Here is a 22,383-nt window from a genome sequence, read left to right as displayed (position 1 = left end):
GGAGAAGTCAAATGGCTGAAATCGCTGCAAGGCAAAGTTGCCGCCATCACCGGCGCGGCATCGGGGATCGGGCTGGAATGCGCCCGGCATCTGGTGGCCGCGGGGGCGAAGGTCGTGCTGATCGACCGCGCCGAGGACCGGCTGAAGGCGCTGTGCGCCGAGATCGGCCCGAATGCGCTGCCGCTGGTGGTCGATCTGCTCGACGGGCCGCAGGTGTCGGGGATGCTGCCGCGGATCCTCGAACTGGCGGGGGGGCTCGACATTTTTCACGCCAATGCGGGCGCCTATATCGGCGGCCCGGCGGCGGAGGGGAACCCGGACGCCTGGGACCGGATGCTGAACCTGAACATCAACGCGGCCTTCCGCTGCGTCAACACCGTCCTGCCCTATATGATCGAGCGCAAGACCGGCGACATCCTGTTCACCAGCTCCGTCGCGGGTGTGGTGCCGGTGGTGTGGGAGCCGATCTATACCGCGTCGAAATTCGCGGTGCAGGCGTTTTTGCACACCACCCGGCGGCAGGTCTCGCAATACGGCATCCGCATGGGCGCCGTGCTGCCCGGCCCGGTGGTGACCGCGCTGCTCGACGACTGGCCCAAGGCCAAGATGGAGGAGGCGCTGGCCAACGGCAGCCTGATGCAGCCGAAGGAAGTGGCGGAGGCGGTGGTCTTCATGCTGACCCGGCCGCGCGGCGTGGTGATCCGCGACATGGTGATCCTGCCCAACAGCGTCGATCTGTAAGCCATGGGCGGGTATCTGATCGGCGTGGACGTCGGCACGGGCAGCGCGCGGGCCGGGGTCTTTGATACGAAAGGCCGGATGCTGGGCACGGCACGGCGCGAGATCACGATGTGGCGCGAAGCGGGCGGCATCGTCGAACAATCCGGCGCGCAGATCTGGGAAGCGGTCTGCGCCTCGGTACGCGAGGCCGTGGCGGCGGCGGGCATCGCGCCCGGCGAGGTGACGGGGATCGGCTTTGACGCCACCTGTTCGCTCGTCGTGCTGGGCCCCTCCGGCCCGCTGCCGGTGTCGTCGGACGATCCGGCGCGCAACATCATCGTCTGGATGGACCACCGCGCCATCACTCAGGCCGAGCGGATCAACGCCATGGGCCATGAGGTGCTGCGCTATGTCGGCGGGCGGATCTCGCCCGAGATGGAGACGCCGAAACTGCTGTGGCTGTCCGAGAACCGCCCCGAGGTTTTCGCCGGCGCCACGGATTTCTTCGACCTTGCCGATTTCCTGACATGGCGGGCCACGGGCAGCCGGGCGCGTTCGACCTGCACGGTGACCTGCAAATGGACCTATCTGGCGCATGAAAACCGCTGGGATCCGGATTACTTCCGCAAGGTTGGCCTTGGCGTGCTGGCCGACGAAGGCTTTGCCCGGATCGGCACCGAGGTGGTGGCGCCGGGCACGCCGCTCGGGCAGGGGCTGACGGCGGAGGCGGCGTCCGCGCTCGGGCTCGTGCCCGGAACGGCGGTGGGCGCGGGGATGATCGACGCCCATGCAGGCGGCATCGGCACCGTGGGCATCGGCGATCCGACGCAGGTGATGGCCTATGTCTTCGGCACCTCGTCCTGCACCATGACCAGCACCCGCGATCCGGTCTTCGTGCCCGGCGTCTGGGGGCCCTACTATTCGGCGATGGTGCCGGGGCTGTGGCTGAACGAGGGCGGGCAGTCCGCCGCGGGCGCCGCGATCGACCAGTTGCTGTCGCTGCACCCCGCCACGCCCGAGGCCCGCGCCCGCGCCGAGGAGGCCGGGCAGGCCCTGCCGGTCTGGCTCGCGGCGCAGGCCAGCGCACGGGGCACAGAGGGCGAGGCGATCCGGCTGGCCGGGCGGCTGCATGTCGTGCCCGAGTTTCTGGGCAACCGCGCGCCGCATGCCGATCCGCATGCCCGCGCGCTGATCGCCGGGCTGGGGATGGAGAGCGACATCGACAGCCTCGTGTCCCTTTACATCGCCGGGCTGGCCGGGGTCGCCTATGGCCTGCGCCAGATCCTTGAGGTGCAGGCGGAGGCGGGCGCCCCCGTCGAGGCCATCGCGATCAGCGGCGGGGCGGGGCAGCTCGACCTCGTGCGGCAGATCCTCGCGGATGCGACGGGCAAGCCCGTGGTGGTGACGGCGGCGGAGGAGCCGGTTCTTCTGGGGGCCTCGATCCTCGGCGGCGTGGCCTCGGGCGCCTTTGCCGACATGGAAACCGCAATGGCGGGCATGACCCGCACCCTGCGTCGCTTCGAGCCGCAGGGCGGCGAGGTCGCGGCCCTGCACGCGCGGCGCTACGACGCTTTCCTGCGGTTGCAGGCCCTGGGCGCGGAATTGCCCTGACCCCTTGGCCCCTCCTGCGGGAGGGGCGTCACCCCCCGAACAGCAACCGCAGCGCGATCGCCCACATCATCAGCGCGATGACCCCTTCGAGGAGGCGCCAGTTCGCCGGGCGCGCAAAGACCGGCCGCAGCATGGCGGCGCCATAACCGAGCGCGAAGAAGAACAGGAACGAACCCGAAATCGCGCCGCTGGCGAAGGCGGTCTTCTGCCCCTCGAACTGCGTCGAGATCGTGCCGAGCAGCACGACCGTATCCAGATAGACATGCGGATTGAGCCAGGTCAGCGCGAGGCAGGTGAGCAGCACCCTCCGCAGCGGTTCCGGCGCCCCGGTTTCCGAAACCGTCAGCGCCCCGCCCGGCGCGATGGCGGAACGCAGGCTCCGCGCGCCATACCAGATCAGGAAGGCCGCGCCGCCGAACCGCATCACCGGGTCGATCCACGGCAGCCACGCCACGATGCGGCCAAAGCCGGTGACGCCCAGCACGATCAGCACCGCATCCGAAAGCGCGCAGCTCAGGCAGACCCAGAACACATGCTGCCCCCGCAGCCCCTGCCGCAGGACGAAGGCATTCTGCGCCCCGATCGCCACGATCAGGCCGAGCCCCGTCATCATGCCGGTGATGAAAACCATGGCCGATCCCCTGTTGACACGGGCCTTTCCTAGGCGAAACCTGTCGGTTAGGAAAATTAAATGAAGTAACTTCGGATTAGCAGCGCTTATGATCGACTATCCCGCCGCCCGCGCGGTTCAGCTTGTCGTGCAGACCGGCAGTTTCGAGCGCGCGGCAAAGGCCCTGGGCGTTACGCCCTCCGCCGTGTCGCAGCGGGTGCGGGGGCTGGAGGACCGTCTGGGCGTGATCCTCATCGACCGCGGCCCGCCCTGCGCCGCGACGGATGCCGGGGCGTGGCTGTGCCGCCATATGGAGCAGGTCGGGCTGCTGGAGGGGCATCTCGCCAAGCGGTTTCCGCAGATCCGGACGCAGGCCGAGCCGGTCACCCTGCATATCGCCACCAATGCCGACAGTCTGGGCACCTGGTTCCTGCCGGCGGTGGCGGCCTTTGTGAGGGAAAGCGGCTGCCTTATCGACATTGCCGTGGACGATCAGGACCACACCGCCGACTGGCTGCGGCGCGGGCGGGTGATCGCGGCGGTGACCGCGCTGGAAAAGCCGGTGCAGGGCTGTCAGGTGAAACCGCTGGGCAGGCTGCGCTACCACGCCACCGCCAGCCCGGATTTCCTCCGCCGCCATTTCCCGCAGGGCGTGACGGCGCAGGCGCTGGCCACCGCTCCGGCGCTGACCTTCGACCAGAAGGACCGCCTGCAACAGCAGTGGGTTAGGGCCCGGTTCGGCCATCCGCTGCGCTTCCCGACCCATTGGCTGCCGACGCCGCAGGGTTTTGTCGAGGCGGCGCTGGCCGGGATGGGCTGGGGGATGAACCCGGCGCATCTGGTGCGCGACCATCTGGCCGCGGGGCGGCTGGTCGAACTGGTGCCGGGGTCGGCGCTGGACGTCGGGCTGTTCTGGCAGACCAGCCATCTGGCGGCCCGAAGCATCGCCGCCCTGACCCGCGCCGTGGTGGAGCAGGCGCGGGCCACGCTGGACTGAGGGGGGCCAGTCTGGGCGCAGATGGCACGACGCACCCCCCTGCGTGGGCCCGAAGCTGAACCGCAGCCCCCGGCGGGGGGCTTACAGCACCTGGCTGAGGAAGTTCTGCGTGCGCGGGTCACGCGGGTTGGCGAAGAATTCCGCCGGGGCCCCGTGTTCGACGATCACGCCCTTGTCGGTGAAATAAACGTGGTCGGCCACTTCGCGCGCAAAGCCCATTTCGTGGGTGACGAGGATGCAGGTCATCCCCTCCGCCGCCAGATCCTTGATCGTGACCAGAACCTCCTTCACCGTCTCGGGGTCGAGCGCGGCGGTCACCTCGTCGAACAGCATCACGTCGGGCCGCATGGCGAGCGAGCGCGCAATCGCCACCCGCTGCTGCTGCCCGCCCGAAAGCTCGCCGGGGTAGCGGTCTTCCTTGCCCTCCAGCCGCACCTTCTTCAGCAGGGCGCGGGCGCGGGTTTCGACCTCGGCCTTGTTTTCCTTCAGCACCTTCACCGGCGCCATCATCACGTTCTGCAACGCGGTCTTGTGCGGGAACAGGTTGTATTGCTGGAACACCATGCCGACCTTGCGCCGCAGCGCGAGCTTGTCGAGGTGATCGACATGGACTTCCTGCCCCTCGACCTGGATCGAGCCCTGCTGGATGTCATTGAGCGCGTTGATGCAGCGGATCAGCGTCGATTTTCCCGAACCCGAAGGCCCGATGATGCAGATCACCTCGCCCTTCATCACATCGAGGCTGATGCCCTTGAGCACCTCGACCGGGCCGAAGGATTTGTGGACGTCGCGAATGCGGACGATGGGCTGGTCCGGGGTCCATTGAGTCATGACGGCACCTTTCAGAGTTTCACCGCGAAGCGGCGCTCAAGCCGCTGCGTCAGCAGGGCGATCGGATAGCAATAGAGCAGGAACAGCAGCAGCACGAAGCCGTAGAACGGGATCAGCAGTTCGGGGCTGTTGCCCTCGGCCTCCATCGCCTGCCGGGTCAGGCTGATGATTTCCCCCACGCCCAGCAGCGAGCACAGCGGCGTGGACATGGTGACGATGGCATACCAGTTCATCCACGGCGGCAGCATCCGCTTGACGCATTGCGGCAAGATGATCTGCCACACCGTCTGGCGGCGCGAAAAGGCGAGCGATTCCGATGCTTCCCACTGCGCGGTGGGGACGGATTGCACCGCGCCGCGCACCACTTCGGCCACGTTGGCCGAGACCGGCAGGGCAAGGCCGATCACCGTCTTGATCCAGCCGGGCAGCGGGATCGTGGTGCCGAAGGCCCTGATTTCAAACGGGAACGCCAGCAGGATGATGAACAGCAGCACGAGCCACGGCGCATTGCGGAAGAAGCTGACATAGACCTGCACCGCCCCGCGCAGCATCCGGTTCCGCGCGATCAGCCCGAGCCCGGCAAAGGCCCCGACCAGCGTGCCGAGCGCCATCGCCAGCACCGAGATCACCACGTTGAACAGGAAGCCCTGCGTGAACAGGAACGGGATCCAGCGCATAAGGATCCGGTAGGCGCCCTCCGCCGCCACGCCCGATTGCGCGAAGGCGATGGCGGGCCAGAGCGCCACCATGGCCAGCAGCCAGCGCCACGGGATCGCGGCCAGAAACCGCAGCGTTCCGAACGGATCGGCGGCGGGGCCGCGCATCCGGAACGGCAGCAGCACCGGCATCGCGCCCGGCGCGGTAGGAATGGAAAACTTAGGCGCCATAGCCGGGGATCCTCACCTTGCGTTCCCAGCCGCTCATGCCGAGCGACAGCAGCCCCACGAGGCCGAGATAACAGACCATCAACAGCAGCATCGTCGGATTCTGCGCCGAGGGGTAATCGTTCCAGATCGACACCGCCTGATACAGCAGCTCCGGCACCGCGATGGCGAAGGCCTGATTGGTCGTCTTCACCAGATTGACCAGATTGGCGTTCAGCGCGGGCAGCGATACCCGGAACGCCAGCGGCAGCACGATGTCGGTATAGGTCAGCCAGCGGCTCATGCCGAGCGACTCCGCCGCCTCCAGCGTGGCCTTCGGCACGGCTTCGATCCCGGCGCGGAAGATTTCGATGTTGAACGCCCCGGCAAAGAAGGACAGCGAAATGATCGCCCAGCCGACGTTCGAGATGATCGGCACCTCCAGCCAGCCATCGGGGCTGTAGCTCGGCGTGAACTGGCCGAGCGCGAAGTAGAAGAAGAGCAGTTGCAGCAGCGGCGGCGTGTTGCGGAAGAACTGCACATAGGCCGCCACCGCCCCGCGCAGCAGGCGGCTTTTCGCCCCCTGCGCCCAGGCCCCGACAATGCCGATGACCACCGAGAACACCAGGCAGAACAGGCTCAGTTCCACCGTCATCCACAGGCCCGTCAAGACCCGTTTCATCTGATGGTCGTCATAGAGCCAGATGAAGTTCCAATGCGGCGAACTGGCCGCAAGCTCCCGGAAGAAGTCCTGTATCGCGGTCATCGGCACCTGTCCTTATTTCGCCAGCGGATCGGCCAGGCGGTCGTGCATCTCGGTCAGGAAGGGGCTCGGCGTGACGCCCCATTTCTTTTCGAGCGCGATCAGCGTGCCGTCGCGGTGCCAGGCGTATTGCAGGCCGGACACGATCTCGCCGAGGGCGCAGTTTTCCTCGGGCTTAGCAACGGCCAGGCCCCAGGGGGTGAAATCCTCGATCGGCAGCGACATTTCGAAATCGTCCCAGCCGCCCGCGGCGTAATCGGCGCCGATGGTGGTGTCGTCATAGACATAGGCCATGCACTTCTTGTCGCGCAGCGCCTGCTTCGCCTCGGCGGCATTGCCGAAGGCGACGATGGTGCCGCCATAGACCTGTTCGACCTTTTGCAGGTAGAACGACCCTTGGATCCCGCAGACCGGCTTGCCCTTCAGCTCTTCCCATTTTGTCAGCTTCAGCGCCTTCGGCGTGAGCGCGGCGGTGCCCGAGGCGTAGTAGTTCGGCCCCTTGATGCCCACCATCTCGCGCCGGTCGAGCGTGTCGGTCATCGTGGCGATCATCACATCGGTCTGGCCCTGTTGCAGGAACTGCATCCGGTTCGACGCGATCACCGGCACGGTTTCGAGCGTGACACCCAGCGTATCGGCCAGCTTCTGCGCCAGGTCGATTTCCAGACCGATGATCTTGCCGTCGGTGTCGCGGTAGCCGAAGGGTTTGTAATCGGCCTTCACGCCCACCACGACCTTGCCCGCGGCGAGGATCTTCTTCAGCCCGTCGTTCTTGCAGGATTCGGCGGCGGCGGCGAGCGGCGCAAGGGCGACGGAGGCGGTCAGGGCCGCGATCAGCGCATTCTTCATGAGGAACTCCCAGTCTTGTTATCCCTGTTCGGTAACAACTCCGTGCGGTATTGATGAACGGAAATAATCTTGCCCCGGAGGGCAATAATTTTCCCGCCCATCAGGATCGCGGCGCGGATACCCTTGCCCTGTCAGGGCTTTTGCGGCCCGTGGAGAGGGGGGGCAGTGAGGATGAACCCTGCGCGTCGGCGGATGGTTGGTGGTTTTTTCATCGGACTCTGTGCTCCGGCCGTCCTGCGGGCGGGGCAGGAACGCTGGCGGCTTTACGCGATGGAGGATTTCCCGCCCTACAGCTACATGTCCGGCGGCCGGTTTCAGGGCATCGACGTGGACATCCTCGACCGGGCGGCGGGGGCGCTCGGCGTCGGGCTCGACTATGTGGCCCTGCCGTGGCGGCGCGCGATTCTGGCCTTTGACAACAGCCCGGAGGATGGCCTGTTCCAGCTGACCCCCACCGCGGAGCGGGCGCGCAAATGGCGCATGGTCGGGCCGATCCGGGATACCGTGATCGTCGCCGTCACCCGCGTGGGTGCGCCCTTTGCCCGGGGGGTCCGGCTGGAGGGTCTGCGCGGCCTGCGCGTCGGCGTGGTGCGCGGCTTCACCTATTTCGAGGCTTTCGACCGCGCGGATCACTTCGTGCGCGAGGTGTCGCCCGATGAACGCGTCAGCCTGCGCAAGCTGGTGCTCGGGCGGGTGGATGTCGTCCTCATGGGCCGGGCGAATGCGCGCCATGTGATCGGCGGTCTCGGCATGGATCAGGCGCTGCGGGTGCTGCCGGTGCCGCTGTTCCGCGAGGGGCGCTATCTGGCGTTTCACCGCAATCCGGTGGGGCTGGACCGGGGCCGCAGGCTGCAACGCGAACTGGAGCGGCTGCATGCCGGGGGCACCGTGTCCGCCATCCTGCGCCGCTATGGAGAGGATGACGATGCCGGATAGAACCAGCCTCGCGCGCGGGATCGTGCTGGCGGGGGCCGCGATCTGTATCGCCACGGGCATCAGCCTTGGCGGCGCCAGCGCGGTGATCGGCTTTCGCCGCGAGGCCGAAACCGCGCGCGGCAATGTCGAGCGGCTGCTCTATTCCGCGCTGCCGCAACTGTCGCACGCCTATTGGCAGGTGGATACCGATGCGGTGCAGTCGATCCTGACGCGGCTGGCCGAGGAGCCGCTGATCCGGAACCTGTCGATCACGGACCTGACCCTGCCGGCGCAGGAACTGCGGCTGGCGGGGATCGGCGATCTGTGGGCCGGGGCGGAGGGGGAGCCGCCCGTGCCGGGGCCGCTGGGCTGGTTCCTCGGTCCGGACCAGACGGCCGGGCAGACCGTCCTGCCGCTGCCCAATCCGCGCGACGGCACGCCGATGGCGCGGCTCGATGTCGGGCTGACCCAGGCGCCGCTGTTCGAGGCGTTCTGGCGGCAGGCTCTGGGGATCATCGCGCTGACGGTGCTGCAAACGCTGCTGACGGCGGCGCTGCTTTACGTCCTGCTGCGGCGGCGGATCATCGTGCCGCTTGAGGCGCTTGGCCGGGGGGTGCAGCGGCGCGGCAGCCTCGCGCGGCTGCTGCCGCCGAACCGCACCGATGAAATCGGCGAACTGGCGATGGAGTTCACCCGCAGCTTTGCCGAGATCGAACGCTACCGCGACCATTTGCAGGACGAGGTGGAACGCCGCACGCAGGAACTCATCGTCGCGCGCAACGATGCCGAGGCCGCGTCGCGCGCGAAATCCGCCTTTCTCGCCAATATGAGCCACGAACTGCGCACGCCGCTGAACGCGATCACGGGGCTGTCGGACCTGCTGCTGGCCGCCGACCTCGCCCCGCCGGAGCGTCGGCACGTCACCGACATGCGCTCCGCCGCGCGGCTGCTGTTGGGCAGTATCGACGATGTTCTGGACCTGTCGAAGCTCGAAGCCGGGCGGATGGCGGTCACCTCCGCGCCCTTCGGGTTGATGCCGCTGATGGATGACGTGATCGTGCAGGGCTGGGCGCTGATCGGGGCGAAGCCGCTGCGGCTTGCGGTGGACGTCGCGCCGGATGTGCCCGAAACCCTGACCGGCGACCGGCAGAAGATCGCGCAGATCCTGCTCAACCTCACCAGCAACGCGGTCAAGTTCACCCCCCGGGGTGGGCTTCGGCTGCGGGTGCTGCGCCGGGCCGGGGGGCTGCGGTTTCAGCTCGCCGACACCGGCCCCGGCATCCCGGCAGAGCGGCAGGGCGCGGTGTTCGACCCCTTCACCCAGATCGACACATCGACCACCCGCGCGGTTTCGGGCACCGGGCTCGGCCTCACGATCGCGCGGCAGATGGCCGAGGCCATGGGCGGGCGGCTGCACCTGCGCAGCCTTCCCGGACGGGGCAGCCTGTTCATGCTGGATCTGCCCCTGCGGGCGGAGGGCGACGCGCCCGGGCCGGGTGCCACCCTGTGCGATGGGCTGCCCGCCCGCACCGCCGCCCGGATCGACCGCATGGCCGCGCGGCTCGGGGTTCAGGCCGGGCCGGTGCGGGTCGTGGCGCAGGGGGCGGGGCTGGCGCTGCTCTCTCCCGGGCGGGCGCCGTTGCCGCTGCCGCGCGCGCTGACCTATTCCGCCCTGCGCGACGGCATCCTTGCCGGAAGCGGCACCCCCGCCGCCGGGCCGCGGGATACCGCGCTGGCCGGGCGGCTGATCCTGATCGTCGAGGACCGGGATCTGAACCGCTCGGTTCTGGAGTCGCTGCTGCGGCAGGCAGGGGCGCAGGTCGTGGCGGTGGCGGGGGGCGCGGCGGCGGTGGAGCATCTGGCGCGCGCACAGCCCGATGCGGTCATCACCGATCTGCACATGCCGGGGATGGATGGCTTCGGCACCCTGCGCGCAATCGGCGCGACCACCCTCCCCGTGATCGCCTCCAGCGCCGATGTCTCGGCCGAGACCCGCGCCGCCTGTGCCGCGGCGGGCTTCGCGGCGTTTTTGCCAAAGCCGCTGTCGCTCGACGCGCTGATCCGCACGGTGAGCGAGGTGCTACCCCCGGTGATCGCGCCGCTGACCGGGCCGGATGCGGGGCTGCGGCGGGGGTGGCTGTCGCTGCTGCCTGCGGAAATTGTCGAATGGCGGGACATGCTGGACCGCTGCGGCGATGACCCGGGCCCGGCGCTGCATGCGATCCGGGGTGGGGCGTTGCAGGTCGGCGCGCTGGATCTGGCCCATGCGGTGCGCCTTGATCCGCCGGATCCGGGGCGGGTGCGGGCGGCACTGGCGCGGCTGGCGGCGGCGCTGCCCACCCCCGATGTGGAGTCCGGGACGGATTTGGGTTTGAAGGAAAATCAACGTATTGATATTGCTATGAATTTCTGAGAGAGAACCGGTAGAATCCGGGATTTGCCCGGGCGAAAACCTGAGTTTCGCCGGTTTCGAGTGGCATGACCAGATTGGCCTATGTCATGGGCTTGGGTCTGACCGTCGCCCGCAAGGCCCCTGCCTTCTGCGCCCATGATCCGGCCTTCTCGATACCTTCATCTCCTTTCATTCAGGTCTGGCATGACGGCGCAGTGGCGATCCTGCGCATCTGTGGCTGCGCAATGCGATCGCGGACGGACTCCGGTGCGCATGCTGAAACTGGACAGACGTGCCTTCCTGTGACGCTGTTCGGGCGGGTTTGAACGGTTTCCTTTGGGCAGGGGCTTCTATGGATTCTCATTTGTTGCACTGGCCCGGGAAAAGCGGACGCGGCGGCGGGCCGGAGCATCCCGCCCTCTATCACATGCTCGATGTGGCGGCGGTGGTCGAGCGGTTGCTGCGGGACAGCCCGTTTCCGGGCAGGTGGAAGGCGGCTTCACCTTGCTGATCGCGCTGGATGAGATCGAGGCAACGCGGCTGTCGTGGTGGCTGGCCGGATTGACCACGGCGGCGGACTGGATCGGCTCGAACGCGGACTGGTTCCCGGCGCGGGCGGGTGACCTGCCGCTTGCCGACTACCTCGCGCTGGCGCGGGAGGCTGCCGCGCGCCATGTGCCGAAGGCGGGCGTCGCGGGCAGCTTTCCAGTGACGGCGCGCTTTTCGATTTCGCCCTGCGCCCGATGCAGGCGATGGTGGCCTCCGCGCCCTTGCCCGACGGCCCGATGCTGGCCTTCATCGAGGACGAAACCGGCGCTGGCAAGACCGAAGCGGCACTGATCCTCGCTCAGCGGATGCTGCTGGCGGGCAAAGGGCGGGGTCTGTTCCTCGCGCTGCCGACGATGGCGACGGCGGATGCGATGTTCGTGGCGCCTCGCAAGTCGTCGGGCGGCTGCTGGAAAATCCTGCGCTGGTGCTGGCCCATGGCCGCGCCGGGTTGTCGGTGCCGTTTTGCGATTTGCGTTTCCATCGTGGCAGCGACAGCAATGCGGACGGCGACAAGCGCGAGGTGACGACGACCGCCGCCGCGCGCTGCTGGCCGATGTGGGGATCGGGACGGTGGATCAGGCGCTGCTGGCGGTGATGCGGGCGCGGTTCTCGGCGCTGCGGCTCTGGGGGGTGTCGTCGAAGATCCTGATTGTCGATGAAGCGCATGAGATCTCCGGGGATGGATACATGGCGGTCCTGCTGGAGCGGCTGTTGCAGGCCCATGCCGCGCAGGGCGGTTCGGCCATATTGCTGACGGCCACCCTGCCGGTGAATTACCCGTGCCCGGCTGACGCGGGCCTTTGCGCAGGGGGCGGGTCGGGATTGGGCCGTGGGCGACGGCCGGGCCTATCCTGCGCTGACCATCCCCGGCGTGCCTGCGCTGCCACCCCCAGCCCCAAGGGCGTGGTCAAGGTCGCGCGCCTGCCGGATGCCGGGGCCGCCGCCGATCTGCTGGTACGTTCGGCGGGTGCCGGGGCGGCCTGTGTCTGGGTGCGCAATGCCGTGGACGATGCGATCGCCGCCGTGGACCTGCTACGGGCGTGGGGGGTGAAGGCGTCGTTGCTGCATGCCCGTTTCGCGCTGTGCGACCGCAAGCGGATCGAGGCTGCGGAACTGGCGCGCTTTGGCCGGAACGGGGAAGGGCGCGCGGGAAGGGTGCTGGTGGCGACGCAGGTGGTCGAATCCAGTCTCGATCTGGACTTCGATGTCATGGTTCCCGACCTCGCCCCGATGGCCGCGCTCATCCAGCGGGCCGGGCGGCTGTGGCGCCACATGGCGGAGCGTCCGCAGGCGTTCCCGCGCCTGTGCTGCATGTCGTCTCCCCCGATCCTTCCGACGTGCCGGATACCCGCTGGCTGCATCAGGTGTTGGAGGGTGGCGCATGGGGCTATCCCTTGCCCGATCAATGGCGCACCGCCGACCTGCTGTTCCGGCGTGGCGAGATCAATGCGCCCTCCGCGCTGCGCGACCTGATCGAGGCCGTGCATGGCGACGGGGCCGCCCCCGTCCCGCCGGTTCTGGACGCCGCCGAGCAGGAGCGGATCGGAGAGGGCTATGCCCGCCGCTCGCTGGGTGACCAGAATGTCGTGGATTTTGCCGTGGGCTATCGGCAGGGCGCGGCGGGGGCGGATGACACCCGCTATCCCACCCGGCTGGGGCGGGAGACCCGCACGCTGGCGCTGGCCCGCCGGGGCGAGGGCGGGCTGTTGCCCTGGGCGCAGGGCGAGGAGGCGGTGCCGGACCTGTGGCAGCTTTCCGAGGTCTCGGCGGACAGGGTGCGGCTGGGGCGGCTGCCTTTGCCGGATCAGACGGCGCCCGAGATCGTGGTCGCCACCCGCGACTGGCCCGACTGGCGCCGCGCGGCGGTGACGGTCTGCCCGGTGGGTGAGGATGGCGGGATTTGCGAGGGGTTGCGTTATTCGGAGAGTTCGGGCCTGCTTTGGGATCCCCCGGCTGTGCGGGGATGATCCGTAAGATTGGGTCGAGCTAACATGTTCCCCGTACGCGTGGGGATGAACCTGACAGCGACCGCGTGATGTAGAGACCGGGCGCCTGCTCCCCGCGCCGGTGGGGCCTCAGATAGCCTGATTGCAAGTGATGGACGTGCTTTCCCACACTGGCGAGGATGAACAGGTGCGTTACAACGGGGGTGACCTCGGAGTAATCTGTTCCTCGCATTTGTGGGGATGAACTGATCGGGCGCAGTGACCTTGCCTTCAATTAAGCATCAGCAAAAGAAGAATAATAACTGAGAATGGGTAGAGTATGAGAAGGGACAGCATTTGTGTTGACACGCGACTGTTCCCCGCATACGCGGGGATGAACCAGCGGACAACGAGTGACCAAAGATCCCTGAGATGGGCGGGGATCTTGCGGATGTTGTGGCCGCAGGCGCAGAGCCGTGAGGCGTATCGCGCCACTGGTTCAAGCGATCGGCCGAACGAAGATGGCGTCACCGAACCGGGGCATCTGGCCAATCTGCCGTCTGATTTCATGTGCCCGATTTCCGGCTCGATGGCGCTTCGTCGCTTGAGGAGTTTCGCCAGCACCGGAGTGATACCGCGCTGCTGGCCGCTGATCCGGACACGGGCGGTCTCGACGCCATGCCCGAGATAGCCGCGGTCCACCACTGCGAGGTCGGGCCTCGTGTCGGTCTGGTCCAGCACCGGGGCAAGGGCGTGACCATCATGGGGAGTGCCTGGATAAATCCCAAACTCGGACCGGACACCCGACACCGGCAGCGAGTTCACCCCCGGCGGTGGACGATTGCCGCGCCGCGCTGGACGGCCATGACATGCGGCTTCGACATGGCGCTCGACCGGCTGGATTTCGCCGGGGCGGCGGGCATCCTGCGCCCGCTTCAGCCGTCCAGTTCCGCGATCTGACTCTGAATCCCGCGCAGGGCGGCTTCCATCCGCTCCAGCCGGTCGGCCCGCCGTTGCAGCAGATCCTCCAGCATGGCGGTGGTGCGGCGCAGGTCGATCTGCGCCTGTATCCGGGCCAGCAGGATCGCGGGGACGAAGGGCCGCGCGATGTAGTCGTTCGCCCCGGCGGCAAAGCCCTCGGTCTCGTCATCGGTGGAATCGAGACTGGTCAGGAACAGGATCGGCACCCGGTCGAACCCCGGCTCCGACCGGATCCGGCGGCACAGCGCATAGCCATCCATCCCCGCCATCCGCACATCCAGCATGATCAGATCGGGCCGCCCGCCGTTGAGCAGCCAGCCCAGAGCCACCATCGGATCGGTCTGCGCGACCACCTGATATTGCCCGCGCAGCACGTCATACAGGCGGCGGATATTCCCCGGCAGGTCGTCCACCACCAGAATGAGCGGCTGATCCTCCGCCGGGTCGAGCGGTTCGACCGGGGCCGGGTCCGCCTGTCCGCCGCGCAGGGCCTGCGTTTCGCGCGCGACGGCGCCGAAGGCCGCCGAGAGGGTTTCGTAATAGCGCTGCCCGGTCGGCTGTAGCTGCGTCGCATTCGCCCCGCGCGCGAACAGCGACAGGCCCAGATGCGTCTCCAGCGCGCGGATCTGTCGGCTCACCGCCTCGCGGGTGACGTTCAGCTCCCGCGCCGCGTCCGAGAAACTGCCCAGCCGGGCCGCCGCCTCGAAGGCCAGAAGACTGGTCAACGGCGGCAGGTTGCGCTTCAGATTGTCCATCTCCCCCCCGTCTTCCGGACGAACCGTCCGGCATCCCGTAAAGCGGGGAGGATGGTGCCGTCAACGGGCGGGTTGTGCCTTTGTGCAACGGTCCATGCCGCGCCGATCAGAACATGACAATTTTTGTTGACATCGTGAAAAACATGACGGTTTTAGTCTGTCAATGTTTGGCCTCCTTCAAGGAACAGTGATGCGTTATCCTCCCCTCCGCGCCCTCCTTTGCACCACGGCGATCTTCGGCATGCCCCTGACCGCGCTGGCACAGGAAGAGACGGTTCTGGACACGATCGTGGTCACGGCCGCCGGTATCGAACAAACGGTGCGCGAAGCCCCCGCCAGCGTGACCGTCGTCACCGCCGAAGAGCTTGAAAAAGGCTCCTTCACCAACTTGACCGACGCGCTCAAGGAAACGCAGGGCGTCGCGGTGACCGGGGTCGCGGGCGAAGAAGACATCTATATCCGCGGGCTCCCGGGCCAATACACGCTGATCCTCGTCGATGGCAAACGGCAGTCCACGCGCGACGCGCGCACCAACGGCAATGCCGGTTTCGAGCAGAGCTTCATTCCGCCGATCTCGGCCATCGAACGCATCGAAGTGGTGCGCGGGCCGATGTCCTCGCTCTATGGCTCCGACGCGATGGGCGGGGTGATCAACGTAATCACCAAGAAGGTCTCCGACGTCTGGAGCGGGGAGGTGCGCGTCGATACCTCGATCCCGACGGATGACGAATATGACAGTTCCCGCAATCAGGTCTCGGCCTTCATCAGCGGCCCGCTGATCGAAAACAAGCTGGGCATGCAGGCCTGGGTGCGCTACCTCGACCGGGGCGAGCGCAAGGACCGCCCGGACCTGACCGATGGCCGCGATGCGCAGACGCAGCGCGAGGCGGGGGCGAAATTCGTCTGGACGCCGACCGACCGGCAGACGGTCGAACTGCAACTCGGCACGAACGAGATCAAGACCGATTCGGAAAACTCCGACAACGAAAGCAAGCATACCCGGAAGAACATCGGCCTGACCCACAAGGGCGACTGGTCCTTCGGGTCTTCCGAAGTGTCGCTGTCGCGCGAAGTCGGGGAGCGGACCTCCTTCGCCGCCGGGGCCGAGAACCCGCGCTCGCCGGAAGTGACCAACACCGTTCTGGATTTCAAGCTGAACTCGCCCGTCGCGGGTGGCCAGCACAATCTGGTCTACGGCGGCCAGATCATCAAGACCGAGCTTGAGGACCAGAACCCCGGGCTGGGCGACGGGCTCGATCATACCTACAGCAACCGGCAATGGGCGCTGTTCCTTGAGGACGAATTCGCCATCACCAACACGTTCCGGCTGACCGGCGGGCTGCGCTACAACCACCACAGCGAATATGACGGGCACTGGACCCCGCGGCTTTATGGTGTGTGGGATGCGGCGCCGAACCTGACGGTGAAGGGCGGCTATTCGGCGGGCTTCCGCGCCCCCGACATCCGCACCACGACCCGGGGCTATGCCTATACCACGGGCGGGGCGGGCTGTGCCTCGCGCGATGCGACGCTGATCGAAAACCGCTGCGGCGTCATTCTGGGCGATCCGAACCTGAAGCCGGAAAAAACCAAGAACTATGAACTCAGCGTTTTCTATGACGCCGGGGATTGGAATGCGAGCGCGACGGTGTTCCACACCAAGTTCGACGACAAGCTGACCCAGCTCATCACCAACGAGGAATGGACCGACGGGCCGAAATACCGGTCGAGCTTTGACGGCAAGGACTATTACCGCCGGGTGTATTACAACAAGAACGTGGACAAGGCCGAGATCAGCGGCGTGGAACTGACCGGGCAATGGCATGCGACGGACCGGCTGTCGCTGCGCGGCAGCTACACCTACACCAAGTCGGAGCAGAAGTCGGGCGAATACAAGGGTGCGCCGCTGGCCCGGACGCCCGAGCATATGGCGAGCCTGCGCGCCGATTTCGCCGATGTGATGGAGAACATGAGCCTCTGGGGCGCGGTCAACTATCACGGCGAGGAGAAGGCCGCCGGGCTGCGGATCGGTAATCAGGGCACGCCCGTCAACTTCGGCAATGGCGTGACGGGGTACAAATATGACCCCTATACCACCGTCGATGTCGGCATGAACTATCAGGTGAACGAAAGCGCGCAGATCGGCGTCGCGGTCTATAACCTGTTCGACGAAGAGCCGTCCTACAACGAACTCGAAGACGACCATCGACAGCCGGATGGTCTGGCTCGGGCTGACCACCCGGTTCTGAGCATGACGCCGGGGGTCCGCCCCCGGCCCATCGGCCGCGCTGTCTGAAATCACCCGCAGGGCCGACCCTGAACCAGAAGGTGAACCGCCTTCCGCCCGGCCAGGGAACAACCCGCGCGCAGGTCCCTGCGCGCGGGTTTTGCTTATTTCGCGCTCAGCAGTTCGGGCACCGACAGCAGGATGAACTCGTTGTTCGCCGCGGTGCCGATCTCGCGCCCGCCGGAGAACGGCAGGTTGTTGTCGTTGGCGACGAGGATATGCGTCTCATCCACCCGCATGACGTCCTCGATGGTGAAGAACGGGAAGGTGAAGGGCCCTTCGGCGGGTTTCGTGCCGGGCAGCGCCTTGCCCTGCGGATCCGCGATGTCGAGCAGGTTGATATGGCCGATCCGGTGCAGATAGCCGTCGGCATCCACCCGGGCGGTATCGACCAGCACGATATTCTTCACCCGCGCCGGGATCGGGTAGCAGGCGGCCTTGTCCGCGCCCTCGGCACAGGCGCGCGCGGCATCCCCCTCGCCATTGTCACGCTCGATCACCAGCGCGCGGGTATCGTCGATGAAGTTGAAATCGCCGATCGCCTTCGCGCCCTCGGAGAGCTTGAATTTATAGCTGTTCCCGGTCCAGGCCTTGCCCGCGGTGTCAAAGGTCATGACGCGCAGGAAATCGCCCTCCGTCCCGCCTTCGACCAGCAGCGGCTTTTCCAGCATCGCCCAGAGCAGCCCGGTCTTCGGTTGCAGGCCCATCCCCTCGTATCCGCCCGAACGCTGCACCCGGAAATCCACGCCCGGCACGGCGGGCACGGTGACGCCGGGGGTGTCCGGCCCGCGCAGAACCGTGCCGTCGAGCAGCGTCGGGAAGACGTCCAGCACCCGCCCATCCAGTGCCACGCGCAGCACATAGGGCCCGAATTCGTCGCCGATCCAGATTTCGCCGTTCAGATACTGGATGCTTTCCGGGTCGAAATCGGCGCCGGTAAGGTAGCGGCTCGCGGTGCCTTCATTGGCGATGCGGAAGGGCACCTTGCGGTCCGGGTCGCGCAGGAAGACGCTCTCGTGCCGGGTGACCGTGCCGGTGGCGAAGTCGGGCGTCATGCGGTGGAAGAACAGCATCGCATCCGGGCTGTTCGCCTTCGTGCCGAAGCCGTTATCGGTGAGGGTGAAGATGCTGCCGTCCCCGGCGCGGTTCATCGCGAAGCCGGACATGCCCTGAACCGGCTGGCCGATGAAGGGGAGGGAAATTCCGGTCGGATGGTCGCCGTAATCCTTGCCCACCGTGCCCATCACCGTCATCGGGGCGTCGTTGCGCGCCTTGCCGGTGAATTTGCCCGAGACCCACAGGTCGCGCGGCGCGTCGTCGGGCGGGGCGATCAGGGTCAGCGCGGGCAGATGGGCATGTCCGGCGAGCCTGGCCGGAAAGACCTCTTCCGCCTGGGCTGAACCCGCCAGCGCGGCGAGGATGAGGGCGCTGCAAAGACGCATGTCGTTCTCCTGTCGTAGATGCGCCTCGCGCCTACGCCCCGGATATGACAGTCCCTTTGCAGCGCCGTGACAGTTTCTTAATCCTGCTCGAACCGGTGGCGCAGGAAGTGCTTTTCGATCTCAAGCAGTACCAGCGACCCGGCCCCGATCGCCACGATCAGCACCCCGTCCCACAGCCCGAGCGGGCGCGAGCCGAAGAGCGTGTTCATCACCGGCAGGTAGGTAAAGGCGAATTGCGCCACCACCACCACCGCGATCGCGCCCAGAACCGGCCCCGTGCCCTTCACCCCGGTCAGCGTGAACGAGGTCATATGCAGGTAGCGCACCGCGAACAGGTAGAAGATTTCCAGCACCACCAGCAGGTTGACCACCATCGTTCGCGCGGTTTCCAGATCCCGCCCCTGCCCGAGCGCCCAGAAGAACAGCCCGAGCGACAGCGCCGCGAAGAGCACCGAGACGAAGAAGATCCGCCACACCAGAAACGGCGTCAGCAGCCCGGCATCGGCGCGGCGCGGCGGGCGGTTCATCACCCCGGGCTCCGGCGGCTCGAACGCCAGCACAAGGCCCAGCGTCCCCGCCAGGATCAGGTTGATCCACAGGATCTGCACCGGCGACATCGGCATGGTAAAGCCCGCGAGGATGGCGATGATCACCGCCAGCGCCTCGCCGCCGTTCGTCGGCAGGGTCCAGCCGACCACCTTGCGGATATTGTCGAAGACGGTGCGGCCCTCGCGCACTGCCGCGACGATGGAGGCAAAATTGTCGTCCATCAGCACCATCTGCGCGGCTTCCTTCGCGGCTTCGGTGCCCTTGATCCCCATCGCCACGCCGACATCGGCCTGTTTCAGCGCGGGGGCGTCGTTCACCCCGTCGCCGGTCATCGCGACGATCAGCCCATCGGCCTGAAGCGCCTGCACGATGCGGAGTTTATGTTCGGGGCTGGTGCGGGCAAAGACATGGGTGCGGCGCACGGCGTCGCGGAAATCGCCCTCCGCCAGCGCGTCGAGTTCCTGCCCCGTCAGCACCTCGGGCGCCTCGGCCAGCCCCAGTTGCCGCGCGATGGCGGCGGCGGTGGCGGCATGGTCGCCGGTGATCATCCGCACCGAAATCCCGGCGGAGCGGCATTCGGCGATGGCGCGCACCGCCTCGGGCCGGGGCGGGTCGATGAAGCCGGTGAGGCCGAGGAACACCAGCCCCTGCGCCACATCGCCAAAGCCGATTTCATCCGTCTCCGGCGGCATGATCCGCAGCGCATAGCCCAGAACCCGTTCGCCCCCGGCCGCCGCTGCCGCGATCCGCTCGTCCCAGAAGCCACGCTCCAGCGGTGCGCCGGTCACCTCCACCGCGCACATGTCGAGCACCCGCTCCGGCGCGCCCTTCACCAGCGCGACCCGCGCGCCATCCGGCCCCTCGTGCAGCGTTGCCATGAAGCGATGGGCGGCGTCGAAGGGGATCGTGTCGCGCCGGGGCCAGGCGGCGCGCTCGACCTGCGGATCGCATCCGGCCTTCATCGCCAGCGTCACCAGCGCGCCCTCCATCGGGTCGCCCTCCGCGACCCAGACGCCCTCCTTCTGCCGCAAGGTCGCATCGTTGCACAGCAGCGCGGCGCGGATCAGTTCCGCATCCGCCGCGATCCGCACATCGCCCGGGTCATAGCCGCCGCCTTCGACCAGCACTTCGCCCGCGCGCGTGATGACGCGATGCACCGTCATTTCGTTGCGGGTCAGCGTGCCGGTCTTGTCCGAACAGATCACCGAGGTCGCGCCCAGCGTTTCGACCGCCGGCAGGTGGCGCACCACCGCGCGGCGCGCCGCCATCCGCTGCACCCCCACGGCGAGGGTGATGGTGATCACGGCAGGCAGCCCCTCGGGCACCAGCCCCACCGCCAGCGCCACCACCGCCGTCAGCGCCTCTTCCCAGCCGAAACCGCGCAGCGTCACCGCAAAGACGAACAGCACCGCCGCGCCGACGAAGGCGACCTGCGTGAACCGCTTGCCGAAGCGGTTGATCTGCCGCAGCAGCGGGGTTTCCAGCACCTCGACCTCGCCCAGCATCCGGCTGATCTGGCCGATCTGGGTGCCAAGGCCGGTGGCCACCACGACGCCCGCGCCCTGTCCCGCCGCGACCAGCGTGCCCGAAAACGCCATCGACACCCGGTCGCCAAGGGCCGCATTTTCGGCCACCGGATCGGTGTGCTTCTCGCTCGCCACGGATTCGCCGGTCAGCAGCGCCTCGTCGATGAGCAGGCTGCGCGCCTGGATCAGCCGCAGGTCGGCGGGCACGCGGTCGCCCGCCTCGATCAGCACGACGTCGCCGGGCACCAGCTCCGCCATCGGTACGGAAATCCGCACCCCGCCGCGCAGCACCGAGGCCCGGGGCGCGATCATGTTGCGGATCGCCGAGAGCGCATCCTCGGCCTTGCCCTCCTGCAAGAAGCCGACCACCGCATTGACGATCACCACCGCCAAGATTACCCCGGCATCGACCATATGCCCAAGCGCCGCCGCCGCCGCCGCCCCGGCCAGCATGAAATAGATCAGCGCATTGTTGAACTGTGACAGGAAGCGCAGGAACGCCGGGCGGCGGCGCGCTTCGGGCAGGGCGTTGGGGCCGTGGCTGCGCAATCGGCTGGCGGCGTCATCGGGCGAAAGGCCCTGCGGCCCGGATCCCGCCTGGGCCAGGACATCTTCTGCCGGGCGCGCATGAGCCGTGTTTTCCAGTGTCGCGATCGTGCTGTCGTGGCGCATCCTGTCTTCCCTGCGTCGTTTTCGCCGTCGCCGGCCGGTTTCCCATTGGGCCATCCCCTGCGCCGCGCAACCATGCGACGAAGCACCGCTGCCGCCCCCAACCGGGCCGGACGGAGGATCGGGCAGATCCCTAACACGATATGGACACCCGCGTCAGGAAGCAGAACCCCATGGGCGGCAACATTTTTCACCGGCACGCCGGTCAGGCGCCGGGTTCCGTCCGGGTGCGCTCCTCCCGCGCGGCCTCCAGAAAGGCGCTGATCGCGAGGACATGCCGCCGGTCCCGCCGATACAGCAGGTTTTCCACGATCACCGTCTTGGCCCGGCGCGCGGCCACCGGCGCATAGGTCAGGCGCGGATCCGGCGGGCATTCCGATTCGGCAAAGAACGACAGGCCGAGCGACAGCGCCACCGCCTCGCGCACCACTTCGGCGCCCTCCACCTCGATCACCCGGGCCGGGGCGACGCCTTCGGCCGCCAGCGCGCGTTCCACCAGCGCCCGGGTGCGCGAGGTCTTTTCGCGCTGGATCAGCACCTGCCCGGCGATCGCCTCCAGCGGGAAGGTGGCGCCCGCCAGCGCGCTGCCCCGTGGCAGGCAGGCAAAGACCCGCTCGCTGCGCAGCGGCGCGATCTGCAACACCGTGCCGATCAGCGGATCGACCGCGATCCCCACATCCGCGCGCAATTCGGTCAGCGCGGCGACGATGCCTTCAACGCTGTCCTTGCGCAGGGAAACGTCGATGTCGGGATGCGCGGCCAGCATCCGCTGCACGATCCGCACCGCGATCGCGGGGGAATCGCTCACCACCCGCAGCCGCCCGCTGGCCGAGCCGGTGCGCTGGCGCAGCAGATCCTCGACCTCCTCGACCTGCGCCATTAACCGTTCTGTTACAGAATACAGCTGCTGCCCGGTTTCCGTCAGCGCGATCCCCCGGCCACGCTTTTCAAACAATCGCAGGCCGTAGCGGTCTTCCAACCCCTTGAGATGCTGCGAAACCGTGGGCTGCGACAGGCTCAGAATCTCGCCCGCGCGGCGCACGGATCCCTCCTTGGCGACCATGTGAAAGGCGCGGATCTGCTGAAAATTCATCGGCCCGGCCTATCGTTCATTACGTTACAACGTATTTGTCCTATCAATCCCGAAGG

General features: G+C 67.5%; 20 protein-coding genes and 1 pseudogene. 11 read left to right on the top strand and 10 right to left on the bottom strand.

Annotation, left to right across the window (positions count from 1 at the left end):
• Positions 1-15 precede the first annotated feature (15 nt).
• Positions 16-741 (top strand): SDR family oxidoreductase, encoded by a 726-nt coding sequence (locus QM789_RS05345; RefSeq protein ID WP_420351149.1) that lies wholly within the window; start codon positions 16-18, stop codon positions 739-741.
• A gap of 3 nt (positions 742-744) precedes the next feature.
• Positions 745-2,331, top strand: coding sequence for an FGGY-family carbohydrate kinase (locus QM789_RS05340; RefSeq protein WP_420350932.1), 1,587 nt, complete (start codon positions 745-747; stop codon positions 2,329-2,331).
• A gap of 28 nt (positions 2,332-2,359) precedes the next feature.
• On the opposite strand, the gene QM789_RS05335 is transcribed toward QM789_RS05340, so the two are convergent.
• The gene (locus QM789_RS05335) at positions 2,360-2,962 is read right to left on the bottom strand and encodes a LysE/ArgO family amino acid transporter (protein WP_420350931.1); all 603 of its coding nucleotides are present in this window, start codon (positions 2,960-2,962) and stop codon (positions 2,360-2,362) included.
• An 88-nt stretch (positions 2,963-3,050) separates the two neighbouring features.
• Here QM789_RS05335 and QM789_RS05330 point away from each other — a divergent pair, with 88 nt between their 5' ends.
• Entirely contained in the window at positions 3,051-3,938 is an 888-nt protein-coding gene (locus QM789_RS05330; RefSeq protein ID WP_420350930.1) for a LysR family transcriptional regulator ArgP, read from the top strand.
• A gap of 81 nt (positions 3,939-4,019) precedes the next feature.
• On the opposite strand, the gene QM789_RS05325 is transcribed toward QM789_RS05330, so the two are convergent.
• From QM789_RS05325 to QM789_RS05310, 4 genes are read right to left on the bottom strand one after another with little or no spacing between them, the layout of a single operon-like run.
• Positions 4,020-4,769 (bottom strand): amino acid ABC transporter ATP-binding protein, encoded by a 750-nt coding sequence (locus tag QM789_RS05325; RefSeq protein WP_420350929.1) that lies wholly within the window; start codon positions 4,767-4,769, stop codon positions 4,020-4,022.
• A gap of 11 nt (positions 4,770-4,780) precedes the next feature.
• Positions 4,781-5,656 carry an amino acid ABC transporter permease gene (locus tag QM789_RS05320; RefSeq protein WP_420350928.1) on the bottom strand — a complete coding sequence of 292 codons (876 nt, stop codon included), beginning with the start codon at positions 5,654-5,656 and terminating at the stop codon, positions 4,781-4,783.
• On the bottom strand, positions 5,646-6,398 hold the full coding sequence (locus QM789_RS05315; protein ID WP_420350927.1) for an amino acid ABC transporter permease: 753 nt from the start codon (positions 6,396-6,398) through the stop codon (positions 5,646-5,648). Before QM789_RS05315 ends, QM789_RS05320 begins: the two co-directional genes overlap by 11 nt.
• Positions 6,399-6,410: 12 nt before the next feature.
• Complete coding sequence (locus QM789_RS05310) at positions 6,411-7,244, bottom strand: transporter substrate-binding domain-containing protein (RefSeq protein ID WP_420350926.1); 834 nt, start codon at positions 7,242-7,244, stop codon at positions 6,411-6,413.
• A 171-nt stretch (positions 7,245-7,415) separates the two neighbouring features.
• Here QM789_RS05310 and QM789_RS05305 point away from each other — a divergent pair, with 171 nt between their 5' ends.
• From QM789_RS05305 to QM789_RS05275, 7 genes are all read left to right on the top strand, one after another.
• Positions 7,416-8,180, top strand: a complete 765-nt coding sequence (locus QM789_RS05305; RefSeq protein ID WP_420350925.1) for a substrate-binding periplasmic protein — start codon at positions 7,416-7,418, stop codon at positions 8,178-8,180.
• Positions 8,170-10,572 carry an ATP-binding protein gene (locus tag QM789_RS05300; protein ID WP_420350924.1) on the top strand — a complete coding sequence of 801 codons (2,403 nt, stop codon included), beginning with the start codon at positions 8,170-8,172 and terminating at the stop codon, positions 10,570-10,572. Before QM789_RS05305 ends, QM789_RS05300 begins: the two co-directional genes overlap by 11 nt.
• Positions 10,573-10,903: 331 nt before the next feature.
• A complete protein-coding gene (locus tag QM789_RS05295) occupies positions 10,904-11,062 on the top strand; it encodes an HD domain-containing protein (protein WP_420350923.1) in 159 nt (52 codons plus the stop codon).
• A complete protein-coding gene (locus QM789_RS05290; RefSeq protein ID WP_420350922.1) occupies positions 11,056-11,391 on the top strand; it encodes an HD domain-containing protein in 336 nt (111 codons plus the stop codon). The genes QM789_RS05295 and QM789_RS05290 overlap by 7 nt, the downstream gene beginning before the upstream one ends.
• Positions 11,337-11,624 carry a hypothetical protein gene (locus QM789_RS05285; protein ID WP_420350921.1) on the top strand — a complete coding sequence of 96 codons (288 nt, stop codon included), beginning with the start codon at positions 11,337-11,339 and terminating at the stop codon, positions 11,622-11,624. Before QM789_RS05290 ends, QM789_RS05285 begins: the two co-directional genes overlap by 55 nt.
• Before the next feature lie 46 nt (positions 11,625-11,670).
• Positions 11,671-12,573, top strand: coding sequence for a hypothetical protein (locus QM789_RS05280; RefSeq protein ID WP_420350920.1), 903 nt, complete (start codon positions 11,671-11,673; stop codon positions 12,571-12,573).
• Positions 12,495-13,067, top strand: coding sequence for a hypothetical protein (locus QM789_RS05275; RefSeq protein WP_420350919.1), 573 nt, complete (start codon positions 12,495-12,497; stop codon positions 13,065-13,067). Before QM789_RS05280 ends, QM789_RS05275 begins: the two co-directional genes overlap by 79 nt.
• Before the next feature lie 249 nt (positions 13,068-13,316).
• Here the strand turns inward: QM789_RS05275 and QM789_RS05270 are convergent.
• Positions 13,317-13,835 (bottom strand): annotated as a pseudogene (locus QM789_RS05270) (hypothetical protein); the annotation flags it as partial.
• A 125-nt stretch (positions 13,836-13,960) separates the two neighbouring features.
• Entirely contained in the window at positions 13,961-14,761 is an 801-nt protein-coding gene (locus QM789_RS05265; protein WP_420350918.1) for a response regulator, read from the bottom strand.
• 190 nt (positions 14,762-14,951) lie between these two features.
• Here QM789_RS05265 and QM789_RS05260 point away from each other — a divergent pair, with 190 nt between their 5' ends.
• On the top strand, positions 14,952-17,057 hold the full coding sequence (locus QM789_RS05260; RefSeq protein WP_420350917.1) for a TonB-dependent receptor domain-containing protein: 2,106 nt from the start codon (positions 14,952-14,954) through the stop codon (positions 17,055-17,057).
• 95 nt (positions 17,058-17,152) lie between these two features.
• Here the strand turns inward: QM789_RS05260 and QM789_RS05255 are convergent, their stop codons facing one another.
• From QM789_RS05255 to QM789_RS05245, 3 genes are all read right to left on the bottom strand, one after another.
• Complete coding sequence (locus QM789_RS05255) at positions 17,153-18,490, bottom strand: esterase-like activity of phytase family protein (RefSeq protein ID WP_420350916.1); 1,338 nt, start codon at positions 18,488-18,490, stop codon at positions 17,153-17,155.
• Between the two features lie 77 nt (positions 18,491-18,567).
• Positions 18,568-21,237: a cation-transporting P-type ATPase gene (locus tag QM789_RS05250; protein WP_420350915.1), complete on the bottom strand. Its 2,670-nt coding sequence runs from the start codon at positions 21,235-21,237 to the stop codon at positions 18,568-18,570.
• Positions 21,238-21,439: 202 nt separating this feature from the next.
• Complete coding sequence (locus tag QM789_RS05245) at positions 21,440-22,327, bottom strand: LysR substrate-binding domain-containing protein (protein WP_420350914.1); 888 nt, start codon at positions 22,325-22,327, stop codon at positions 21,440-21,442.
• Positions 22,328-22,383: the final 56 nt, after the last annotated feature.

This window comes from Paenirhodobacter sp. (genome assembly GCF_047600745.1).
Classification (GTDB): Bacteria; Pseudomonadota; Alphaproteobacteria; order Rhodobacterales; family Rhodobacteraceae; genus Rhodobacter.
The sequence above is the reverse complement of the archived record's forward strand: the minus strand, read 5'-3'. Positions and strand labels throughout refer to the sequence as shown.

Excerpts from the sequence above, each read along its gene's own strand:
- QM789_RS05245 (WP_420350914.1), bottom strand. The coding sequence starts at position 22,327 with ATGAATTTTCAGCAGATCCGCGCCTTTCACATGGTCGCCAAGGAGGGA.
- QM789_RS05305 (WP_420350925.1), top strand. The coding sequence starts at position 7,416 with ATGAACCCTGCGCGTCGGCGGATGGTTGGTGGTTTTTTCATCGGACTC.
- QM789_RS05250 (WP_420350915.1), bottom strand. The coding sequence starts at position 21,237 with ATGCGCCACGACAGCACGATCGCGACACTGGAAAACACGGCTCATGCG.
- QM789_RS05310 (WP_420350926.1), bottom strand. The coding sequence starts at position 7,244 with ATGAAGAATGCGCTGATCGCGGCCCTGACCGCCTCCGTCGCCCTTGCG.
- QM789_RS05255 (WP_420350916.1), bottom strand. The coding sequence starts at position 18,490 with ATGCGTCTTTGCAGCGCCCTCATCCTCGCCGCGCTGGCGGGTTCAGCC.
- QM789_RS05260 (WP_420350917.1), top strand. The coding sequence starts at position 14,952 with ATGCGTTATCCTCCCCTCCGCGCCCTCCTTTGCACCACGGCGATCTTC.
- QM789_RS05265 (WP_420350918.1), bottom strand. The coding sequence starts at position 14,761 with ATGGACAATCTGAAGCGCAACCTGCCGCCGTTGACCAGTCTTCTGGCC.
- QM789_RS05320 (WP_420350928.1), bottom strand. The coding sequence starts at position 5,656 with ATGGCGCCTAAGTTTTCCATTCCTACCGCGCCGGGCGCGATGCCGGTG.
- QM789_RS05335 (WP_420350931.1), bottom strand. The coding sequence starts at position 2,962 with ATGGTTTTCATCACCGGCATGATGACGGGGCTCGGCCTGATCGTGGCG.
- QM789_RS05295 (WP_420350923.1), top strand. The coding sequence starts at position 10,904 with ATGGATTCTCATTTGTTGCACTGGCCCGGGAAAAGCGGACGCGGCGGC.
- QM789_RS05330 (WP_420350930.1), top strand. The coding sequence starts at position 3,051 with ATGATCGACTATCCCGCCGCCCGCGCGGTTCAGCTTGTCGTGCAGACC.
- QM789_RS05325 (WP_420350929.1), bottom strand. The coding sequence starts at position 4,769 with ATGACTCAATGGACCCCGGACCAGCCCATCGTCCGCATTCGCGACGTC.
- QM789_RS05315 (WP_420350927.1), bottom strand. The coding sequence starts at position 6,398 with ATGACCGCGATACAGGACTTCTTCCGGGAGCTTGCGGCCAGTTCGCCG.
- QM789_RS05285 (WP_420350921.1), top strand. The coding sequence starts at position 11,337 with ATGCTGGCCTTCATCGAGGACGAAACCGGCGCTGGCAAGACCGAAGCG.
- QM789_RS05300 (WP_420350924.1), top strand. The coding sequence starts at position 8,170 with ATGCCGGATAGAACCAGCCTCGCGCGCGGGATCGTGCTGGCGGGGGCC.
- QM789_RS05340 (WP_420350932.1), top strand. The coding sequence starts at position 745 with ATGGGCGGGTATCTGATCGGCGTGGACGTCGGCACGGGCAGCGCGCGG.